At 40.7% G+C, this 22,208-nt stretch carries 18 protein-coding genes; 5 read left to right on the top strand and 13 right to left on the bottom strand.

The genetic code is table 11. The features are described from left to right. Positions 1-52: 52 nt before the first annotated feature. The 4 genes from WJP93_RS05440 to WJP93_RS05425 all read right to left on the bottom strand — a co-directional run bounded on the left by WJP93_RS05440 (position 53) and on the right by WJP93_RS05425 (position 5,363). Positions 53-1,720 (bottom strand): putative manganese-dependent inorganic diphosphatase, encoded by a 1,668-nt coding sequence (locus tag WJP93_RS05440; protein ID WP_066563523.1) that lies wholly within the window; start codon positions 1,718-1,720, stop codon positions 53-55. Between the two features lie 309 nt (positions 1,721-2,029). Next, entirely contained in the window at positions 2,030-2,458 is a 429-nt protein-coding gene (locus WJP93_RS05435) for a hypothetical protein (RefSeq protein WP_337547247.1), read from the bottom strand. A gap of 137 nt (positions 2,459-2,595) precedes the next feature. Continuing rightward, positions 2,596-4,338, bottom strand: coding sequence for an ABC transporter ATP-binding protein (locus WJP93_RS05430; protein WP_118613681.1), 1,743 nt, complete (start codon positions 4,336-4,338; stop codon positions 2,596-2,598). A gap of 83 nt (positions 4,339-4,421) precedes the next feature. Then, complete coding sequence (locus tag WJP93_RS05425) at positions 4,422-5,363, bottom strand: ROK family glucokinase (RefSeq protein ID WP_337547246.1); 942 nt, start codon at positions 5,361-5,363, stop codon at positions 4,422-4,424. 238 nt (positions 5,364-5,601) lie between these two features. Here WJP93_RS05425 and WJP93_RS05420 point away from each other — a divergent pair, with 238 nt between their 5' ends. Continuing rightward, the gene (locus tag WJP93_RS05420; RefSeq protein ID WP_227100804.1) at positions 5,602-6,114 is read left to right on the top strand and encodes an HD domain-containing protein; all 513 of its coding nucleotides are present in this window, start codon (positions 5,602-5,604) and stop codon (positions 6,112-6,114) included. Positions 6,115-6,140: 26 nt separating this feature from the next. Here the strand turns inward: WJP93_RS05420 and WJP93_RS05415 are convergent, their stop codons facing one another. Both WJP93_RS05415 and WJP93_RS05410 read right to left on the bottom strand, forming a co-directional pair. Then, positions 6,141-7,040, bottom strand: a complete 900-nt coding sequence (locus tag WJP93_RS05415) for a DegV family protein (protein WP_337547245.1) — start codon at positions 7,038-7,040, stop codon at positions 6,141-6,143. Positions 7,041-7,361: 321 nt separating this feature from the next. Then, positions 7,362-8,138 carry a hypothetical protein gene (locus tag WJP93_RS05410; RefSeq protein WP_337547244.1) on the bottom strand — a complete coding sequence of 259 codons (777 nt, stop codon included), beginning with the start codon at positions 8,136-8,138 and terminating at the stop codon, positions 7,362-7,364. Positions 8,139-8,290: 152 nt separating this feature from the next. Between WJP93_RS05410 and WJP93_RS05405 the strand changes: the two genes are divergently transcribed. Beyond that, entirely contained in the window at positions 8,291-9,022 is a 732-nt protein-coding gene (locus WJP93_RS05405) for a hemolysin III family protein (protein WP_262537947.1), read from the top strand. A gap of 31 nt (positions 9,023-9,053) precedes the next feature. Here the strand turns inward: WJP93_RS05405 and WJP93_RS05400 are convergent, their stop codons facing one another. The 5 genes from WJP93_RS05400 to WJP93_RS05380 form a co-directional block, all read right to left on the bottom strand. Further along, complete coding sequence (locus tag WJP93_RS05400) at positions 9,054-10,214, bottom strand: MBL fold metallo-hydrolase (protein ID WP_337547243.1); 1,161 nt, start codon at positions 10,212-10,214, stop codon at positions 9,054-9,056. 120 nt (positions 10,215-10,334) lie between these two features. Then, positions 10,335-11,546 (bottom strand): aspartate kinase, encoded by a 1,212-nt coding sequence (locus WJP93_RS05395; RefSeq protein WP_337547242.1) that lies wholly within the window; start codon positions 11,544-11,546, stop codon positions 10,335-10,337. A gap of 40 nt (positions 11,547-11,586) precedes the next feature. Further along, complete coding sequence (locus WJP93_RS05390; protein WP_337547241.1) at positions 11,587-13,617, bottom strand: beta-galactosidase; 2,031 nt, start codon at positions 13,615-13,617, stop codon at positions 11,587-11,589. Further along, positions 13,614-15,083: a DEAD/DEAH box helicase gene (locus WJP93_RS05385; RefSeq protein WP_308730874.1), complete on the bottom strand. Its 1,470-nt coding sequence runs from the start codon at positions 15,081-15,083 to the stop codon at positions 13,614-13,616. Before WJP93_RS05385 ends, WJP93_RS05390 begins: the two co-directional genes overlap by 4 nt. Positions 15,084-15,263: 180 nt before the next feature. Beyond that, complete coding sequence (locus WJP93_RS05380; RefSeq protein ID WP_337547240.1) at positions 15,264-16,457, bottom strand: phosphopentomutase; 1,194 nt, start codon at positions 16,455-16,457, stop codon at positions 15,264-15,266. Positions 16,458-16,601: 144 nt separating this feature from the next. Here WJP93_RS05380 and WJP93_RS05375 point away from each other — a divergent pair, with 144 nt between their 5' ends. From WJP93_RS05375 to WJP93_RS05365, 3 genes are all read left to right on the top strand, one after another. Continuing rightward, on the top strand, positions 16,602-17,315 hold the full coding sequence (locus WJP93_RS05375; RefSeq protein ID WP_337547239.1) for a response regulator transcription factor: 714 nt from the start codon (positions 16,602-16,604) through the stop codon (positions 17,313-17,315). A gap of 835 nt (positions 17,316-18,150) precedes the next feature. Next, a complete protein-coding gene (locus tag WJP93_RS05370) occupies positions 18,151-18,816 on the top strand; it encodes a HAMP domain-containing sensor histidine kinase (protein ID WP_337547238.1) in 666 nt (221 codons plus the stop codon). A gap of 87 nt (positions 18,817-18,903) precedes the next feature. Continuing rightward, the gene (locus tag WJP93_RS05365) at positions 18,904-19,947 is read left to right on the top strand and encodes an acyltransferase (RefSeq protein WP_337547237.1); all 1,044 of its coding nucleotides are present in this window, start codon (positions 18,904-18,906) and stop codon (positions 19,945-19,947) included. On the opposite strand, the gene WJP93_RS05360 is transcribed toward WJP93_RS05365, so the two are convergent. Continuing rightward, positions 19,931-21,475, bottom strand: coding sequence for a HAMP domain-containing sensor histidine kinase (locus tag WJP93_RS05360; RefSeq protein WP_337547236.1), 1,545 nt, complete (start codon positions 21,473-21,475; stop codon positions 19,931-19,933). The genes WJP93_RS05365 and WJP93_RS05360 overlap by 17 nt on opposite strands. Before the next feature lie 22 nt (positions 21,476-21,497). Beyond that, entirely contained in the window at positions 21,498-22,187 is a 690-nt protein-coding gene (locus WJP93_RS05355; RefSeq protein ID WP_066558166.1) for a response regulator transcription factor, read from the bottom strand. Positions 22,188-22,208 lie beyond the last annotated feature (21 nt).

The raw sequence follows: 22,208 nt of genomic DNA, 5'->3' as shown, positions 1-22,208 counted from the left end.
CTTTTTTATCATTTTGTTCTTCATAGCAAGTCTTGCATAAAGTGTGATCTCTTTACTGCATCATCATCTGAATGCCTGTCATTAAAGCTGGTACAAGCTGCTTCTTTCTTGATACAACGCCCGGCAGTTCAACCTTTCCATCTGTCAGCTGTTTTGTAAATGCATATTGAATAATCTTTTCGCAATTTTTGCCATAGCAAAGAAGTATTGTGCTTTCATCTATAATGCTAGTCAGCATCATAAAGATCATATCTACCTTTTGCTGCTCTGCTGCCTTTTCAAGATAAGCTGGCATGCGTGTGCACAGTTCTGACAGCTCATCTGGATTCATTGAACTAATCTGGGCAACGCCAACCTCTAATGATTCCATTGTAAAGCGCTTGTAATCCTGGAAGAAAATCTGCTCCTCTGTCTTATTCTTTAAATTGCTCCCGGCTGCAAACATTTCCTTTGCAAAGCTTTCCAGATCAATTTTTGCAATCATTCCAAGCTTCTCTGCTACCATGCGGTCAATCGCTGTACATGTCGGAGAACGAAACAGCAGAGTATCAGAAATGATGGCACCGCAAAGAAGTCCTGCGATTTCTCTTGTGAGTTCAACCCCCTGCTCCTGATACATCTGGTAAATAATCGTTGCTGTACAGCCAAGCGGCTGATTTCTGAAATATACTGGTGTCATCGTCTCAATCGTACCAAGACGATGATGGTCAATGATCTCTAGAATCTGTGCATCCTGAATACCTCGCACAGCCTGACCGCTCTCGTTATGATCTACAAGAATTACCTGCTTTTTCTTGGCACCGAGAAGATTTCTACGGGAAATGGTGCCTAGATACTGTCCCTGGCTGTTGATGATTGGGAAATCACGATGACGAACAGATGCCATAGTATCACGAATATCGTCTATAAATTCGTCTTCCTCGAAGGTGATCAAATGATCGCGCTTCATAAAGTAACTGATTGGCATACTCTGATTTATAAAACGTGCTGCAGTAAAAGTATCAAACGGTGTGCTTATAACTGTACATCCACGCTCCTGAGCAAGCTTTCTAATTGTTAAAGATACTGGTGCACCCTCGCAGACAACGATGCAGTCTGCTTCCATTTCAATTGCACAAAGCTGTGACTCGTAGCGGTTTCCAAGAATAACTAAGTCATGCTTACTGATATAGCTTTCCATCAAATCCGGGTTTGCTGCTGCAACAAGAACCTTTCCCTTTGTGTAGTAAGCTTTCTCATCTCCAATAAGAAGCGTACCCTCAAGTGTATCTACGATATTGCAGTAACGCGTATGTGCCGTTGATAAAATCTCACTGTCATACGCTTCCATAAAAGAGTCCGTAATATCACTTACTGTTAAAACGCCCTCAAGACGCTTTCTGTTTACAACCGGAACTGTTACAACACGTTCATCCTTCATGATGCGCCATGCTGTCTTTAATGAAATATTTCTCTGAACGCCAGGTGTTCTTCTAAAATCAATGTCTCTGACCTGTGTTCTCACATCCTCAACCAGCTCTGGCTCCTGTATGCCAAAATAGTCAAGCACATATTTTGTCTCCTCATTGACACGTCCTGCCCTGCAGGCAACATATTTCTTGCCATCATCTGACGTATTTTTTAAGTTGGCATATGAAATTGCTGAACAGATTGAATCTGTATCTGGATTTCGGTGACCTACCACAAAAACCTTTGCCATTTCTTCTTTTTCTTCCATCATTTTGCCTCCATTGTTCACAATTTGTTTACATTATATTCATATTAGAGTCATATATAATTTTTATACTTTATACATAAAGAAAAAGAAATTTTCTTCTTTTCTTTATCCATTTTGCATATAGTGTTTTTCATAATCGCCCCGGTTATCTCCCTCAAGATACCGGGGCCTCCTCTTTGTCCGGTTTTCTTTTTTGTACATTTCGTCTAAATTCTATTTTGTCATCAAAGATCACTGTTTTCTTTCATCTGTTCACATTTTACGTAAAAAGCAAAAAGGCTTCGCATATGCATGCAAAGCCCTTTTTTGTGATTATTTTTCTGCACTCTCGGACTCTGTCTCTTCGTTTTCTGTCTGGGTGAGTGTCTCCTTATTTGATGCTTCATCAGAAGCTGCTGCTTCATCAGATGCACTTTCAGACTCAGAAGACTCAACAGATGAAGCCTCTTCGGACGCGTTTACTGTCTCGCTTTGTGTCTGATCTTCTGTATCTTCTTTCTGAATGCCTGCCATATCAGAAAGAATAAAACTTGTGGAACCGTAAGTTGGAAGTGCCGCCTGCTTTGCCTGATACTTGTTGTAGATAGAAACGCCCATCGCACCTCCTACACATGCGATAAACACTACAACTGCGCCCCACATGGCTGCCATAGTCAGACGCTCCTTGCGTTTTTCCTTTTTGATATTCTCACGGCGGTTTTTCTTATAATTCTTATACTCGTCTACTTTTTTCTGACTCATCGTATACCACCTTTCCTTTGCAGACTTATCAGCCTTGCAAGAACTATCTAAAAGTTTATCATACCTTTACAAAAAAATCCAGTTGTTTTTTATTCTGGTTTACTAAGCAAAGCCATTCGATGCAATGGTTTCGCAATTTACGCGGTCACACCCTGGATATGGTAGAAGTTTGCGTATACTCCGTTCTTTGCCATAAGTTCATCGTGGGTTCCCTCTTCTGCTATGCCATCTTCTGTTAATACAAGGATGCGCTTTGCATTTCTGATTGTTGAGAGACGGTGTGCAATTACAAGTGTGGTACGATTTTTTGCCAAATGCTCAAGAGAATCCTGTACGATTTTCTCGCTTTCGTTATCGAGTGCTGATGTTGCCTCATCAAAGATCAAAATTGGCGGATTTTTCAAGAATACGCGCGCCAATGACAAACGCTGTTTTTGACCGCCTGAAAGCTTCACGCCTCGCTGTCCGATATCAGTATTATAACCATCTGGAAGCTGCATAATAAATTCATGCGCATTGGCATTTTTTGCAGCTGCAATTATTTCTTCATCTGTTGCATCCGGCTTTCCATAACGTATATTGTCTTTTACTGTACCTGCAAACAAATAGACATCCTGCTGTACGATTCCTATGTTTCTTCGAAGACTCTTTTGCGTCATCTTTCGAATATCCATACCATCAATATCAATTTCTCCTGATGTTACATCATAAAAACGTGGAATAAGACTACACATTGTTGTCTTTCCTGCACCGGAGGAACCCACAAGTGCCACATATTCTCCCGCCTTAATATCAAGTGTCAAGTTTGACAATACATTTGTATCAGTATCAACATAATGGAACATGACATTCTTAAAAGAGATATCTCCCTGAAGTGTTCCAACATCTACAGCGTGCTTATCATCAACTATATCTGGCTCTACATTCATAATCTCAAGGAAACGCTCATATCCTGAAGCTCCATTTTGAAACTGCTCTGTAAAGCTTACAAGACGCTTAATCGGATCGGTGAAGTTATTGATATACAGCATAAAGGTTACGAGATCCGCAACTTCTAAAGTCTTATTTGTCAAAAATACAGCGCCGGCAACTACTACTACTATAGTAACTAATGTTGTAAAAACGCCCATACCAGAGTTATAAATACCCATTATTTTATACGCTGACTTTTTACTCTCCAAAAAGGCATTATTTCCACTCTGGAACTTACCCATCTCAGCGTCTTCATTTCCGAAGCTTTTGACAACACGTACACCTGAAAGGCTGTCCTCAAGCTGTGCATTAATATCAGCAATACGATCACGATTTCTCTTGAATGCTCTTTTTAATTTTCCATTATATACATAAGCAAACACAAGCATAAACGGAAGGCTCGCTGCCGCACAAAGCGCCAAACCACTATGAATATTTAATAAAATCACCATGGTTCCAATAAATTTGATAAGTGAAATCACTACGTCCTCTGGTCCATGATGAAACAGCTCACTAATGTCAAACAAATCGTTTGTTACTCTTGACATCAATTGTCCAACCTTTTGATTATCAAAAAAGCTAAAAGACAATTTCTGATAGTGGTCAAAGATTTCTGTTCTCATATCTGTTTCCATCTTTGCACCCATATTGTGACCTACTGTTGCAATAAAATAATTGCAGACAAACTCTACTGCAACTAAAGCAATCATAACGACTGCTAGCACAGCAATATCCTTCATCGCCTTGTCTGGCTCTTCATAGATAACTGTGCCCGTGATATAGCGCACTACCATAGGGATAATAAGCGTTACAGCTGCTCCCAGAATAGCAAAAAACATATCTGCTGCAAAGCTGCCCAAATATGGCTTATAGTAGCGTGCAAATTTTTTCCATTTGTTTTCTTTCATGTTTTTCTCTTTCAATTCTCCTCAAACTTTTATATAGCCATGAGGATGAAAAAACATTCGTCCCCATGGCTTTTAACTTCTGTTTATTTTAAAACCATTCTCGCAGCACCGTAGATTCCAGCATCATTTCCAAGCTTTGCCAAAACAACCTTTGCTTTGTTGTCTCCTATGATTTTTGCAAACTTGTGATAATACTTTGTTATGACATCAATAAGCACCTGACCTGCTTTTGACACACCTCCGCCGATAACGAATACATCCGGGTCAACTGTCAGTGCCACATTTGCTACAACTAGTCCAAGATACTTTCCAAGCACCTCAACTGCCTCAACTGCCAGATTGTCCCCTGCCTTTGCAGCATCAAACACATCCTTTGCCGTAACTGTTTCGAGTGTGCGAAGTGAAGATTCCTCCTTGCTTGCAGCAAGAAGCTTATTTGCAATACGTACAACGCCTGTTGCTGATGCATACTGCTCAAGACATCCGTGATTTCCACAATTACAGGTAGCTTCCTCATCTGGATTTACCGTAATATGACCAAGCTCTCCGCCAACTCCTCTGTGGCTAGGTGCGATCTCTCCATTTATGATGATACCGCCGCCAACGCCAGTTCCAAGTGTCAGCAGTACAACATCAAGATAGCCTTCGCCGCCGCCCTTCCACATCTCGCCAAGAGCTGCAACATTGGCATCGTTTCCTGCCTTTACAGGAATTGATAATAACTCTGACAACTCATTTGCCGGATTCTTATCCTTCCAACCTAAGTTTACACAGATGGATACATATCCAGTATCAAGTGTCGGTCCTGGAACACCGATTCCTGCTCCAGCAACATCTTCCTTTGCGATATTCTTTTCAGCTAACTTTGCTTCTACAGATGCTGCTACATCGTTAAGAATATAAGCGCCTCCATCTTCTTTTCTTGTTGGTATTTCCCACTTATCAAGAAGTTCTCCCTCAGTGGTAAAAAGTCCCATCTTTACGGTTGTTCCGCCTACATCAATTCCAAAACAATATTTTTTCATTTTTATCCTCCATCTCATTTCGTTGCAGAAAAATTTTTTCACTGCTTCTATGGTTTGTTAAAAGTATATCATAGTAATTTTTTCTTTTCAATGGATTATTTGATTATAGTTCACACATCATGCAACGAAAGCCCTTCACCTTCGGGCTTTGCTGTAAATACCAGTTGCATTTTTCCTTGACCTTAGCTATAATAGCGACAGCTAATAAATTTTGACCTCATCAAAGAAAGGATATGACATGCACAGCAGACTTGCCAGAGACCGTTACTTCAATGATTTCTTTCGCTATATCAGCAATTCAGGACAGTTTTCTAAGACAAGACAATTTATCCAGCACGGTGATACTAGCGTTTACAGTCACTGCGTTGCCGTTGCCTATGTAAGTTTATGGTTTTCGTATCGTCTTCATCTTTCTGTTTCCAAGCAGAGCCTGCTTATGGGCGCTTTTTTACATGACTATTTTCTTTATGACTGGCATGAGAATGATCCCAGCCATCGTCTGCATGGTTTTACCCATCCAAAGCGTGCTCTAATCAATGCCACTGCTGACTGGAATTTAAGTGACCGCACTCAAAATATCATTCTGCGCCATATGTTTCCGCTGACACCTGTTCCGCCAGCCTGCCGTGAAGCCTGGCTTGTATGCCTGGCTGATAAGGTTTGTGCACTTGCAGAGACATTTCATATGACCGAACAATTTTTTGCAAGCATTAAGTATCCATATGACATAAAAAATCCCAGACCGTGGTAAAACACGGCTGGGATTTTCTTATTTTATTAACAAAGCGTCTGCTTTCTAATAAATCCAACGCCAATCGGATACGGACCTGTATGAACTGAAATCGTTGCGCCAATCTGAAAACAAGGGCATTCTGCCTCTGTTATCATACCGTCAAAAGCTGACAAAATCTGCTTTTGAAATGCAACAGCTTCTTCACGGTCATAACCAAACCCAATACATAGCTGCCACTTTTTCATGTCGATCTTTCGCTCTTCTATATACTGCTTTAAAAGCTCAATTACCTTAGCCATAGAAGCTTTTCTGCTTCTGCTAATGCCAGAGCTATAAATCTCGCCATCCTTCAATGTAATTAACGGCTTAATTCCAAGCACTGATGCCGCCAATCCAGAAAGCTTTCCAATACGTCCGCCATGCTTTAAATAATCAATGCTTCCAATTGTAAAGAAGATTCTTCCGCTCTCACGCATATCAAGAAGCTCCTTTACACAAGCCTCCATCGGCACGCCTGCATTGCACATTTTTGCGGCTTCAAGTACAAACATTCCCTGCAAAACAGTATTAACCATCGAATCAATCACTTCAATTTTGGCATCTGGATATGTTTCAAGAAGAATATTTTTTGCATTAGTTGCTGACTGTACAGAACCGCTGAACTTCGATGTGATGCAGATACAAACGATTCCCTTTCCTTGCTTGATAATCGGCTCAAAAACTTCCATATAATCCTGCACAGATGGAAGAGATGACTTTGGAAATACACCTTTATTATCTACCATTTTCTGATAGAAATCGCGCACACCAATATCCACGCCTTCCTTCATATAATTTTTCTCATCAAATGATACATAAAACGGTACAACCGTGATATTTTCTTTGGCAGCCAGATCCTTTGGCAGATCACAGGAGCCATCACTGATAATGCAATACTCTGACATAAAACTGCACCTTTCTATTTTTTTCACAAGCTCTCGCTTAGTTTTTATCTTCCTTGAATCATGGTATCACTAATTTTTTATTGTGTCAATAATAAAACGAGATCTGGTTTTGAAAACTACTTTAATTATTACTGTTCATGCCTCATGCTACGAAAGCCCTTCGGTGCAATGGTTTCGTCGCCGGACCAAACTCCGCAGGTTCCTTTTTTGTTCTTTCTTATTATACATTAATTTGAAAGACCTGCTCCAAGTGTCCGGCTCGTGAAATCCATTCACCTTCGGGCATTGCCGCAATATTGACTTATCCATGAACAGTAACATTTAATTAATTTTATACAAATAGCTTCTTCCACATTTTCCGCTTCGTTCTACCAGTCCTAACTGCCAGAGGATAAGAAGTACTGTTCCTGCCAGCTTTCGTGGTATTTTCACTAACTTTGCCAGATCTTCACTTGTGAATGGTTCTTCTAGCTCTAATGGCAGAAACTGCAGATAGTCTTTGGGGGTGTCTAGAATTACTTCGTCTTCGAGGCGAAGCGGCAGTCTGTCATAACGCTTCGAGCCTCTCTTTTTATCTCTGCTCCAGCCATTTAATAAGCGATACTCTTCCATATCCATCAAAACAAGACGCACATGAAAATTAGGATTCTGTAAAAAGTCGCGAATCGTATACAATTCTTTAAAGGCAAGATAGGGATTTCCTTTTTTCGGTGATTTTCGTTTCTGTGTTATTTCACCTGTTTCTTCATTGATCCAGCAAACCCACTTATCATAAGAAATCGGATATACTACTGTTACAGGATAGAGCGGCAAAAATTTTTCAAGTTTTTGTTTCAGGCGATATAATGCGCGTGTCTGAATCTCTATCACTTCACTTCCCGTAAAAATATCGGCAACACTTTTTTCAAGAATAATTTCATGGTGTGACTGATCCTGTTCATAATAATATTTTAAGACAGCATGAACTGTCTTTTCCGAGAGTGTTCCTATTCCATCCCTCACATGATCCTTTCCCACAACCTGTTCTAATGCATACGCAAAGCGTTCCCGCTGATTCTTCGTTGTACGTATCATTTCTGGCTGTATATTATTTGCCATCTTTAGTTTCTCTTTTCTTTACATTTTATCTTGATTTTTTAAATCTTTTGTGTATAATATGTATATACCGATATGTAGTTTTAAAAACTACATATAGTAATATTCATATAAAACTATTAATAACTATTTTATCAGGAAAGGCAGGTATGATTATGAATACATCTACAGCATATTACAGCGGCGCTGAATCTATTTCAAATAAAAAATTTGCAAACAATCAGGCCCGGCGCCATACCCTATATATTAAAGACCCAGCAAGTGCAATAACACATTTTATCGGTGCTATTTTTTCACTCGGTGCATCTTCACCGCTTTTAATAAAAGCTGCGCAGACTCATCAGCCTGTAAATATCATTGCAATGATCATTTACTCAATCAGTCTTGTTGCTCTTTATTCTGCAAGCACAGCTTACCACACTATTCCAGCAGGACACCCTTATGAGGAAACGCTCAAAAAGCTTGACCATATGATGATTTTTGTGCTGATTGCCGGAAGCTACACACCAGTATGCCTCTTAGCAATTCCTGGCATGACAGGCTATATTCTGTTGGCAGTCGTGTGGATTATTGCACTTCTTGGCATGGGCTTTAAATATTTCTGGGTTTACTGTCCAAAGTGGATCTCTTCTGTTTTGTATATTGCACTTGGCTGGGCATGTGTCTTTGCATTTCCTCAGCTTCTAAATACACTGAGCACAGGATGCTTCTTATGGCTTCTTGCCGGCGGTCTTATTTACACTGCAGGCGGTGTCATCTATGCACTAAAATTGTCTGCTTTTGAAAATCGCCACATCAATTTTGGATGCCACGAGATTTTTCATCTGTTTGTAATGGCTGGCAGCTTTTGCCATTATATCGTGATGTATGTCTACCTGCTCCAATAATAAAAAGCCCCTTGATGGGGGCTTTTTTATTTTACTCTAACTCTGCTGCCAGCGCACTCATCTGCTCCTTGATCTGTGGCTTTGCCTGTTTGGTAACTGCACCGCGCACAGTCACTACCGGCTCTGCAAATGTCAGTTTCTTGCATCCTTCAAGCATCTTTTGCATCACCTTTGCTGCCATTGGTGCCCAACTGCCATTTTCGATAAAGCCAACAATGCGGTTTTGATAGTTATGCTCAACAAGCTGATTAATAAATGTCTTCATACACGGATAACAGTCTGCATTATAGGTGATTGAGGCTAACACTAAACTGTTACAGCAAAATGCGTCAGCTACAGCCTGTGACATATCGCATCTTGCTAGATCATGCACTATTACTTCCTTTCCATTTTTGCGAAGCTCTTCTGCCATCATAAGCGCTGCTTCTTTTATATTTCCATATACAGATGCATAGGCAATCACAACTGCCTTTTTCTCTGGTGTGTAAGTTGACCACAGCTGATAAAGATTTACATAGTGAGACAGATCACTTGTCAGTACCGGGCCGTGAAGCGGACAGATTACTGCAATATCAAGCGCAGCTGCCTTCTTTAAAAGTGCCTGCACCTGAACACCATATTTTCCTACAATACCAATATAGTAGCGTCTTGCTTCATCATCCCACGGCTCATCACAGTCGAGTGCACCAAACTTTCCAAAGCCATCAGCTGAAAACAGTACCTTCTCACTGCTCTCATATGTAACCATAACCTCTGGCCAATGCACCATAGGCGCCATCACAAAATGAAGTGTATGTGCACCTAATGAAAGTTCACTCATCTCAGAAGCAACAATTCTTCTGTCTGCATAATCATTTCCAAAGAACTGCTTCATCATGACAAATGCCTTTGCAGTTGCCACTACTGTTGCCTGCGGATATTCCTCTAAAAAGCGGCTGATATTTGCAGAGTGATCTGGCTCCATATGCTGAACTATAAGATAATCTGGCGTACGTCCTGCAAGCACTGCCTTTACATTTGCCATCCATTCCTCTCCAAAATGAATATCTACAGTATCCATAACTGCAATCTTCTCATCGAGAATCACATAAGAATTATAGGACATGCCGTTTGGAACTCGGTACTGTCCCTCAAATAAATCAACCTGATGGTCGTTAACTCCAACATAACGAATTGAATCTGTCACCTGCATAATTTTATCCTTTCATGTCATAATGTCATTTTGTTTGAATAATTATTGTTTTGTTTGAATATTCTTTTTGCATTCATTTTGAATATTCTTTATCAACGCGCTTTGCGAATAATGACTGTCTTACTCTGCAAGTCCAAATGCATCATGCACTGCATTCATCGCACGCAGCGCATCCTTCTCTGGAATCAATACTGTTATACGAATCTCAGATGTTGCAATCATGTTAATATTGATATTTTCATTATACAGACACTCAAACATCTTTGCTGCAACACCTGGATGAGACATCATACCTGATCCAACTACTGAAAGCTTTACAACATCACAATTGTATTCGATATGATCAAATCCAAGCTGATCTTTACAGCTGTTTAACAGCTCGACTGCTTCATTCAAGTTATTGTGCGACACAGTAAAGGAAATATCTTTTGTTCCATCACGTCCTACAGACTGAATGATAATATCGACATTTATATTATTCTTTGCAAGCGTATGGAACAGCTTAAATGCACTTCCTGGCACATCTGCTATTCCTATTACTGAGATACGATCTGCCTCCCTGTCAAGTGCTACACCGCTGATCAACATTCTTTCCATTTTCTTTCCAACTCCCTTCACAATTGTTCCTTCGGACTCATTTAAACTAGAGCGCACAACAAGCTGTACGCCGTATTTTTTTGCAAGCTCAACACTGCGGCTGTGCAGCACTCCTGCGCCAAGCGCAGCCAAATCAAGCATCTCATCATATGAGATAGACTCAAGCTTTCGTGCAGTCGGCACAAGCCTTGGGTCAGCAGTATAAACACCATCAACATCGGTATAGATTTCACAAGCATCAGCATGAAGCACAGCTGCAAGTGCAACTGCTGTTGTATCTGAGCCTCCGCGTCCAAGTGTTGTATAATCATCATATTTATTTACACCCTGAAAGCCTGTCACGATAACGATCTTTCTGTCATCGAGCTCACGGCGAATACGCTCCGTGTCAATTTTTTTCAGACGAGCATTTCCATACGCACTTGTTGTCCTCATTGGTACCTGAAATGCATTTAATGATACAGCACGAACACCAAGCTGTGCCATAGCCATAGCCATTAATGACACAGACATCTGTTCTCCGATTGTAAAGAGCATATCCATCTCTCTTTTTGGTGGATTTGGGTTGATATCCTTTGCTTTTGCGATAAGTTCATCTGTATATTTTCCCATCGCGGAAAGTACGACTACCACGTCATTTCCAGCCTCATAATCGCGAATACAGCGCTTTGCTACATTAAATATTCTGTCTTTGTCGGCAACTGAAGTTCCGCCGAATTTTTTTACTATCAGCATGTTCACTCATTTCTCCGCAAAAAGCGGTCTTTCTTATATTTTATAATAATACCAGTACCCCATATGGTGCTACCTCATAGGTACCTTCAATCTCGTTTCCTGTCAAACGATCTGTTACTTTTTTCTTTAACGTAATCTCGCACGATTGTGCCTTATAATTTAACACAAAGTACTGATCACCGCGCTTTGCAAGCTCACATCCTTCTGGAAGCACAAGCCATGGTGCCGGTGTCTGAATATTAAGTGTCTCTAAAAAGGCATCTGCTGTCTCTTCTGCAAAACAGCCGCCAAAATAAATGGCTAGTCCCTTGCCCGTATTCTTTGTCACAAGCGCTGGCTTTCCATCATAATAGTTGCCCTCGAAAAAGCCCTCTGCCTTACCACCAAATGCCGGCTCTAGCACATCATTAAATACAGGTGCCGGAATGCGCTTTTTATTCCAATTGACATATTCCATTGGCTCCCCTGGCGCCAGGAATGTAAAATCTTCTACTGTAACACCGCAAAGCTCTGCTGCTTCGCCTGGCATTGGCTGCATCGGGCAGCGTCCGTAGATATCCTTATATCCAGTGCGGCATCCCATGACAAGCTTTCCGCCATTTGCCACGTACTGAGTTAGAATTTCAACGCGCTCTTTTGTGAGGATTGCAGCATGAGGATATACGAGCAGTTCATATTTCTCCAGATCCTTAAGATTTGTTTCTTCCCTGAAATCCACAAAATCAAATGGTATGTGTTTTTTCTGAAGAGAACGAAACCATCCATCTGTACTGAAGTTTCTAAGCGGACCATGCCATACATCCTTTTGTCCATCCCACTCATTGTCGTAGTCGCATAAAATGCCTACAGCTGCCTCATATGGATGACCAGCTATGTCCTTAATTGCCTCAAAATCTGCCTTTACCAAAGACAGTTCTTCAAGACGACGATTCGGGCGATTACTGTAATCATTTAATCCATGCCAATAGATTTCAGTTCCAAATGAGCAAGTTCTCCAACGGAAGAAGCTTACAAAATCTGCTCCGTGCGCAACAGACTGCATAGTCCAAAGACGCAGCTGTCCCGGCTTCGGGCTTGCCTGATGAATCCTAAAATTCCAGCCGCCAGGTCCTGCCTGCTGCTCCATAATGCCAAACAACGGTGAAATAGCTCTTGTTCTTGCCAGATTGAAAGAAGAATTTCTATCCTTCAAATCACCTTCACCGCCATCAGGACGATCCATAGCATAGGCAAAGTTTGGATAGCTGTCGTACATGATAAAATCTACACCCGACTCCATCAGCTTTTGATAGTCAAGATTTCCAAAAATACCATTTGTTGTGATAAAGCGATCCCCTGCTGTCTCTCTTACAATTGACGCCTGCAGTGCCAGATAGTGGACTGCACTGTGAGAAATAAAACGAACCTGCTCAAGCTGCATATGCGGATTTGCAATGCCTGTGCCCACTGTACTTCTTCTTGCCAGATGAATCTGATCCCAATCTGTGTACGTCTGACTCCAGAATATCGTACCCATCTTCTCGTTAAGATTATCAAGAGTACCAAAACGCTCCTTTAAAAAGGCGCGAAATGCCTCATGATCACTCTCGGAATAATACTCATTTGTCTCACAGTTAACTTCATTATCAAGCTGCCATCCAATAATGCAGTCATACTTATTAAAATGCTCTGCCATGCGTCTTGTAATCTTCTCGCAGAACTCTAAATATTTTGGTGAAGTTAAATTATGCTGGCATCTCATACCATGGTACATCAGATTTCCATCACCATCTGCATTTAATGTTTCAGGATATTTTTCAGACAGCCATGCCGGCGGTGTTGCTGTAGGCGTGCAAAAAACAACCTTCATATTTTCTTCGGCAGCAAGCGCCAGAAATTCATCCCAGAATGAAAAGTCATATTTTCCTTCTTCTGGCTCCATAAGTGCCCATGAAAACTCAGCAAGACGAATTACTTCAATGCCATACTGCTTCATGCGCTGCAAATCGTCTTTCCACAGCGCACGATCCCAGTGCTCCGGATAATAACATACACCAAGCGTCAATTTTTCCATCTCGATTGAATGTCTCATTTTATTATCGTACCTATCCTTTCTCTTGTCTGATGAACCTTTCTGTATTTTCCCTTCATGGTGCGCTTAGGAAGTTCCTCTAGTACAAGCGCACCCTTTCCATTTAAAATCTCCACATATGTGATACTCTCGCGAATGTCAATCGCTCCAATATCAGTCTTTCCATCTACGCCGTCAATACTGCTGATCGCGCCAACAACATCACCGCTTCTTAACTTCGATTTTTTTCCACCGCCAATTGTAAGATTCATAATCTGTCCGCCAAACACATCCTGCTTCTTCTTTTTGCGCGGACGCTTCTGACGCTGACGCTTTAAAAAAGCACTGCGGGCATTCTCAACATCCTCAGCTGCCGGCGGCTTTAAAATTGCCAATCCTACTCCAGTAAAAGACTCAATCGAGTTAAGCATTTTTTGCTCGTCTTCGCGGATCAGACTTACAGCACGGCCTGTCTCTCCTGCACGTCCTGTTCTGCCAATCCGATGAACATACACTTCCTTGTTAGTCGGAAGATCGTAATTAAATACATGTGTAATATTTTGAAAATCTACACCTCTTGCCGCCACATCTGTTGCAATAAGAATACGAAAGCCCTGTGCCCTAAAATCTTCAATTGTTCTTGTGCGCACCTTCTGATCAATCATACCATGAAGCATACCACATGCAATGCCTTCTTTTCTCAAACGGTAATATAGTACCTCGACCATCTCTCTTGTACCGCAAAAAACCATGGCATTATCTGGATTTTCCATAGTAAGAATATCAAGAAAAAGAGGAAGCTTCTTCTCGTCCTCGTCAACAAAATAGCCAACCTGCTCAATTGTATCTGCTGTCTCTGTATCATTTTCAATTTTAACTTCAAGCGGCTCATGCATAAACTGCGCGGCAAGCGCTTCAAGACGTTCTCCCATAGTTGCAGAAAACAGCATAAACACTGGCTTTCCCTCAAGATGCATCAAAATATTTCTGACATCTTCAATAAAGCCCATATCCAGCATCAAATCAGCCTCATCAATCACGACATAACGCACTTTCGAAAGATCAAGCGTGCCTCTCTTACAATGATCAAGCACACGTCCCGGCGTACCAACTACGATATGTGTCTTTTGCTTTAGAGTTAAAATCTGCTTTTCCATTGGGAAGCCGCCGTACAGCACCGGAACCTTCAGACGCTTAAAACGGCCAATAGCGTAGAGTTCGTCCTTCACCTGAAAGGCAAGCTCTCTTGTCGGCTCTAAGACAAGTGCCTGCGCAGTATTCTGCTCCCAATCGGCAAAATTGCAGATCGGAATCGCAAATGCTGCCGTTTTTCCGCTTCCTGTCTTTGACTTTGCAATGATATCGCGTCCATTTAAAATGGACGGAATCACAGCAGCCTGAATTTCTGTCGGCTGTGTATAGCCAAGCGCATCAAGTGCACCTAAAATATCCTCCTCTAGCGGATACTGTCGAAACTGATTTTCCATATTTTCCTATGTTTTCCTTACTTTTTTAATTAATCAAGCTTGTAACTATTCAGAACCCCATTCGCAAAATCGCATCTTCGATGCTTCTATTTTGCTCATGTGGTTACCTCGCCATATAAAATTGCTATTCTGTCTGAATGCAAGCATTCACAGAAAGCAATTTTGCATGGCTCTGAATAGTTACTCAAGCTGTTCTAAAATGGATGTGCCGATTGTTCCCTTTGGCATAGCTACACCAAAGTTATCTGCAATCGTAGCTCCAATCACAGCAAAACAATTCTGATCGTCGATTCTTCCACTAGTCTTCATAGATGGTGAATAAGCTAAAAATGGTACGCGCTCCTTTGTGTGATCAGTTCCCTTAAAGGTCGGATCATTTCCATGATCTGCTGTCACAATAACAAGATCATCTTCCTTCATCTTCTCTAAAAACTGTCCTAACAGTACATCAAACTTTTCAAGCTCCTCTGCATAGCCCTGCGGATTTCTTCTGTGTCCCCAAAGCGCATCAAAATCAACAAGATTAGTAAAGCAAAGTCCTGTAAAGTCCTGATCAAGACATTCAATAGTCTGCTCCATTCCCTGCACACTGCTCTTTGAGCGAATCGCCTGCGTAATTCCCTCTCCATCAAATATATCGCGAATCTTTCCGATACTGATAACATCAAAGCCAGCTTCCTTTAATGCGTCCATTGCTGTTTTTCCATATGGCTTAAGCGCATAGTCGTGACGATTTGCTGTTCTTTTAAACTCGCCCTTTTTCTTTCCCACATAAGGTCTTGCAATGACACGTCCCACCTTCCACTCTGGCTTCATAGTCAACTCTCTGGCAATCTTACAGCAGCGATACAGCTCATCTAATCCAAATGTCTCCTCATTTCCACAAATCTGAAGAACAGAATCAGATGAGGTATACACGATCATGGCACCTGTCTTTATTTCTTCTTCTGCAAGTTCATCTAAAATCTCTGTTCCGCTGGCTGCCTTATTTCCAATCACGCGATGACCAGTTTCCTTTTCCAGTGCCTCAATTAATTCTTTAGGAAATCCAGTATCGGTAAAGGTCTGAAATGGTGTCTTGATCTCAAGACCCATCATCTCCCAGTGACCAGTCATGGTGTCCTTGCCGTTGCTTTTTTCATTTAATCTCGCATATTTTCCAATGCACTCTGACGGCTGTGGACTTGTCAAAACAGGGGCTGGATGAAGCTGTGTCAATCCCATGTGAATAAGATGGGGGATCTTAATCTCCGGCACCTTATCTGCAATATGACCAAAGGTATCACAGCCTGTATCCCCATACTCAGCTGCGTTATCCATGGCACCGATTCCAAATGAATCAATCACAATCGTAAAAATACGACGATACTTCATATATAAAAACCTCCTGAAATTTTTTTCTTTTTCTAACCTTTAGTATACCAAAAAGCAATTTTTATGTAAAGTAGCTCGGTCATTGTCAAGCAATTTCTTTTGTGATACAATGCAAATCAGAAACAACTATTGGAGGAAACTTTTTTGAATCAACCAAAAAACACAAACTCGCCTGTCATTTTAATTGCAGACGATGACCGTGATATTTTATCTATTATAGAAACAATTCTTCAGGAAGATGGCTATCAGACACTTGCTGCTTCTGACGGTGAGCAGGCTGTTATGCTTGTTCAAACACATGCAGTACAGCTTTTGATTCTTGATATTATGATGCCAAAAATGAATGGTCTTCAGGCCGCCACACAAATTCGCAGACTGACAAATGCACCGATTTTAATGCTGTCTGCAAAAGGTGAACAAAGTGACCGCGTGATCGGGCTGAATATGGGAGCCGATGATTATCTTGTAAAGCCATTTTTCCGTGATGAGCTTCTTGCACGCGTCCATTCTCTGCTGCGCCGCTATTTGTCGCTTGGCTCCGCCTCTGATAATTCAGGCAGTCTTTTGCAATATTATGAGCTGACGCTGAATACGGAGCTGAAGAAATTATATGTGCGCGGCGATGAGGTGCGCCTGACTGCCACGGAGTATAAAATCATGTCTCTTTTATTATCCAGACCGGGGCGCATTTTTCCCGCAGAGGAAATCTATGAGCGTGTCTGGGAGCAGGACAGCTATTCAGTCGAAAATACTGTTATGATACATATCAACCGGCTGCGCAAGAAAATTGAGCTGAATCCAAAAAAGCCGGAATACTTAAAGGTGGTGTGGGGAATTGGTTACAAAATTGAGAAATAATAAAATCTTATGTATTATATGGATGCTTTTTTGTTCCTTCTTTTTCATTACGGCAATCAGGCAATATTCTATTGATTCTTTAGATGGATATTTTTGCCGTCATTCTATCGACTATACAAATCAGTATTCACTAACGCCTCCTACAACACCTGCTTATACCACAGAAGATATTTCTGCAAGCTACACTGTTGTCTCCTATTTAGATAATGTTACTATGCCTACAGCTTCTGACTATACCGGCTATACAGCTTTTATATTCTATATGACTATGGCTGGTTTTCTTCTATGCATAATTGGAGGCTTCTTTTTTAATGGCTTTCATCCAACACTTTATCAGGAAGTATTTCTTTTTTTATTTTTCTTTTGTCTGTTTCAGCTTCTAGGAGACAGCCTTCCTGTTTTGATTTACCAAAATTTTGGTAAGCTTGTTTGGCCTTTTCTATTTCTTTGCATTGTTCTAGGCATGATCTGTGCTGTCAGTCTGCTTTGCTTTTTATGGAGTTGGAACAGCAAAGGCTTTCATGGCAGTCTATTTGGTGAATGGCTTTTTCAAAAAATCTCTGCCAAAAAGCTTTCATCTCAGATTTTCTATGTTATTCTTACATCTTTTATTTTATCTGCAGCTGCCTGCGCCGTACTCATTAGAATTGTCCGAACTTATTTTTACAATTTTCAATCCTCAAAATTTTTTATACCATTTTTTGTTTTTACTTCACTGATTATCTTTATTAGTATTCTTTTTTTCTTTTTAATAGGACGTCACTCGATAACAGCAGATATGGACTTAATTATCCAAAAAAGTATTCGCACGATTTTGGAACAGGAACGGTTAAAAGTGGACTTAATAACAAACATTTCTCATGACTTAAAGACACCGCTTACTTCCATTATCGGCTATGGTGAACAGCTTTCCAGACAGATGCTGTCACCAGAGGCAGATGTGCTTGTTTCTAAGCTTAATCATAAAAGCGTATATCTTCTTGATATGGTGGAGGAAGTTTTTGAACTCTCCAAAGCCTCAAGCGGTCATTTGCCGATGAAACGCGAAACTATTGATATTGGACGTCTTTTGGAACAAACACTTGGTGAGATGGACGAAGAGCTTTGTGCATCTGATTTTCAATTAAAAAAGGATTACCCTCTTACTGGTATGCTTGTCTTATGTGATGGTCTTCATATGCACCGCGTTTTTCAAAATTTATTTGATAATGCATTAAAATATGCCTGCCCACAGACACGAATCTTCATTCACGCCAGTCAGCGCAGTGATCAGTTTTGTGAAATTCGCATTCGAAACACCTCGCGTGTTCCGCTTGATTTTGATCCTGAGGAAATTACAAAACGGTTTGTTCGCGGTGAAAAAGCCAGAACTGGAGAAGGAAGCGGTCTTGGTCTTGCCATTGCAAAAACTTACACAGAAAGCTGCGGCGGTCAATTTCATATTGTGATAGAGGATGACTGCTTTATTGCCATAATATGTCTGCCGTCAATCACATCATGAAAGAGTTTTGAAAGAGTTTTATCGCCTTCGATGAAAGATTTTTCCAATACAATACACCTGTAAATCAATTAAACGGCAGGTGATATTATGAACGAGAAAAAACATGAAAAAAATTATGGAATTGAATGGCTTCGCATTTTATCTATGTATATGGTGGCGGTTCTTCATACACTGGGACAAGGCGGTATTTTAGGCTCTTTTAAACAGGGTGATCTTAGTTTTTCTATTGCATGGTTTCTAGAAACAGCGGCTTTTGGCGCTGTTGACTGCTTTGCACTAATCAGCGGCTATGTTGGATATCACTCACATTCTCGTTATAAAAAAGGTCTGCGCCTTTGGTTTCAGACCTTTTTTTACACGCTTGGAATCACCATTTTATTTGCCATATTTATGCCTGAAGCTGTCACAAAGGATCAATGGATTGCTGCCTTCTTTCCTATCATGAAAAAGCAATATTGGTATATGACAGCCTACGCCGGATTATTTATTTTAATCCCAATTTTAAATCGTGCGATTGTCAATCTTTCTGGAAGAGAGCTTCTCAAGATTTGTATTGCTATTTTTCTTGTATTTTCGCTTATTCCCACGCTTTTAAATGAAACTGTTTTCGGTCTTGGAGGCGGCTACAGCGCAATCTGGCTTTTGCTTCTCTATATTTGCGGAGGCTTCTGGGGAAAATACCACGAAATTTGCCTGACACACTTGCCAGATTTTTGTTTTCGTCATCGTCTTTTTCTACCATTTTTATTTTATCTGCTTTGCACAACTATAAGCTTTCTGTTAAAAATGTTTGGCTTTTCCCAATATGTCAGCTACACCTCGCCAACTATTTTACTTGGCTCTTGTGCCTTATTCTTTCTTTTTTCTCTTATGCCCTGCAGCAAAAAGAGCAGTCGCGTAGCTTCATTTCTCGCCCCTTCTGCTCTTAGCGTATATCTGATTCATGTGCATCCTCTGATATGGAATCATCTGATGCTTTATTTTGCCATCGGCCATTTTCCTTCTGGTCCTATGCTTTTTGTCTGGGTTATAACTGCCGCTCTTTGCATTTACCTTATATGCACAATTATTGATCTTCCAAGAAGATTACTATGGTACATAGCGGCACGTTTTTTTACAAAGCAGTACTAGGCTCTGTTTTATTAAGCGCTACTACTGCCTTGAAAAGATCACCGTCCGTTACAAGATGAAGCGATCCATTCTGCAGTCTCATAAGGCTCTGTGCAATTGAAAGTCCAAGACCATTTCCGCTTGTGCTTCTGGAATTATCGCCTCTTTTAAAGCGCTCAAACAACTCATCTTCTGATAGATTGAGCTGATTTTTTGAAATATTTTTCAGCGTAATCTCTACCTGATCGTGCTCTTTCACAGCCACGTCCATGTAGACACGTGTATTTTCAAGTGCATATTTACAAATATTGCCAAGCAAATTATCGAAAACACGCCACAGCTGACTTCCATCTGCCAGAACAAAAATATCATCTGGTAATGGTGAGGCAATGAGTGTCAAATTTTGTTCAGCCAGGCGCTGCTCATACTCACCTGATATCTGCGCCAAAAGCACATTTAAATTACATGGCTTTATTTCAACATGAATATTTCCTGTAGATGCCTTTGATGCCTCTATCAAATTTTCAATAAGACGCTTCAATTTCTGCGACTGCTTTCCAAGCACCTCTGCATATTCTTGTATATTTGGATTATCTGTCTTTTCCTTAGTGATTAAATCAGCATAGTTTATAATGGAAGTCAACGGTGTTTTAATATCATGCGAAACATTTGTGATTAGCTCCGTGCGAAGACGCTCACTTTTTAATCTCTCCTCAACAGCCTTGTTAACTCCCTCACCAATTCGATTTAAATCTTCTCCATGTGCCCTTAAAGAACCGCACATATGGCTTGTATCTACGCGGTAGCCGTCCTGTCCGTCCCTAAGCGCTTCTCCTGCAATCTTTAGCTTATAAAAGCACAGGCAAAGATACCAGAATGCACTTGGAATTAAAATCACAAGCACAGCACAAAACAAAAAACGAAGCGTAGAACCGACTGTTCCATTATAATTGCGTACACTGGCAAAAAGACTTGCCAAAAATAAAAATAGAAGTACACTTACAATGCTGCAGCTGACCATAAAAGGGATCACGATTCCTGCTCTTCGTGCTGCACTATTTATCTTTTCATAGAGAGAACCGCTTGTAAGAAGTCCTCTGTCCTTTCTTTGAACAATATTTTCACAAAAATGCATCAGCACAGCTGAACCGAGCATTCCAATATATGTGTACTCTCCCGAGCTGATTGACATACAAAGAAGGATTACTTCTGCTGCAAAATAAATAGCTGCGCAGCATTCAATTGGCATGCCATAAAGCCCATTTGGATGCTTTAATTCTTTCTGAGCCTTTTTGTGAGCACGACAAATAATAATCTTTGCACCATGATAAAAGAAAAATGCACATACAAGAACAAACAATAAAGCTGATGCTACATTTCCAAGCTCTCCCAAACCATAACGCTGCAGTATACCAATCTGATATCTAAGCTCACGTAAAAACATGATCATACAAAAACCAGTCATCATGCACATAAAATAAGCTAATATGTATGCTGGAAATGTAGCAGACAGTTTTTCTGGCTTTAATTTTTCTTTTAATTTTCCCATAAATACTCCTTTCCTGCTAAATTTACTCAAACTTATATCCCTGTCCCCAGACAACCTTAAAGTGTCTCGGATCTGATGGCTCTATCTCAAGCTTTTCTCGCAAGTGGCGAATATGTACAGCTACAGTTCCTTCGCTTCCTATCGGCGTATCCTTCCAAACCTCGCTGTAAATTTGTCTTGGTGAAAAAACCTGCTTTGGATGAGACATTAAAAATTTTAAGATCTCGTATTCAGTTGGAGTGAGTGATACTTCTTCGCCGTCCATTGTGACCTGCTTTGTGCGATCATCAAGCGTCACACCTCCACAGCTAAGCACTTCTTTTTTGTTGCTGTCTTCGCTGCCTCCCAACTTATTATATCTGCGAAGCTGAGAACGCACTCTCGCCAATACCTCAATTGGATTAAATGGTTTTGTAATATAATCATCTGCACCTACATCAAGACCTAGCACCTTATCAGCGTCTTCACTTTTTGCAGTTATTAAGATAACTGGAACATTACTCTTTTCGCGTATCGCACGAAGCGCTGTGATTCCATCCATCTCTGGCATCATGATATCCAGAAGAACAAGCGATACATCACCTTTTTTTACAAAATCAAGTGCTTCTCTTCCCGTATATGCGCATAGAAGCTCATAGTTTCTGTTCGACAAGTAAATCTGAAGTGCCCTGACAATATCCTTATCGTCATCGCATATTACGATCTTGTCGATTTTTTCAGCAGAGGCTGCTGT

It is taken from the genome of Anthropogastromicrobium sp., assembly GCF_037349415.1.
Taxonomy (GTDB): Bacteria; Bacillota; Clostridia; order Lachnospirales; family Lachnospiraceae; genus Anthropogastromicrobium; species Anthropogastromicrobium aceti.
The sequence above is the reverse complement of the archived record's forward strand: the minus strand, read 5'-3'. Positions and strand labels throughout refer to the sequence as shown.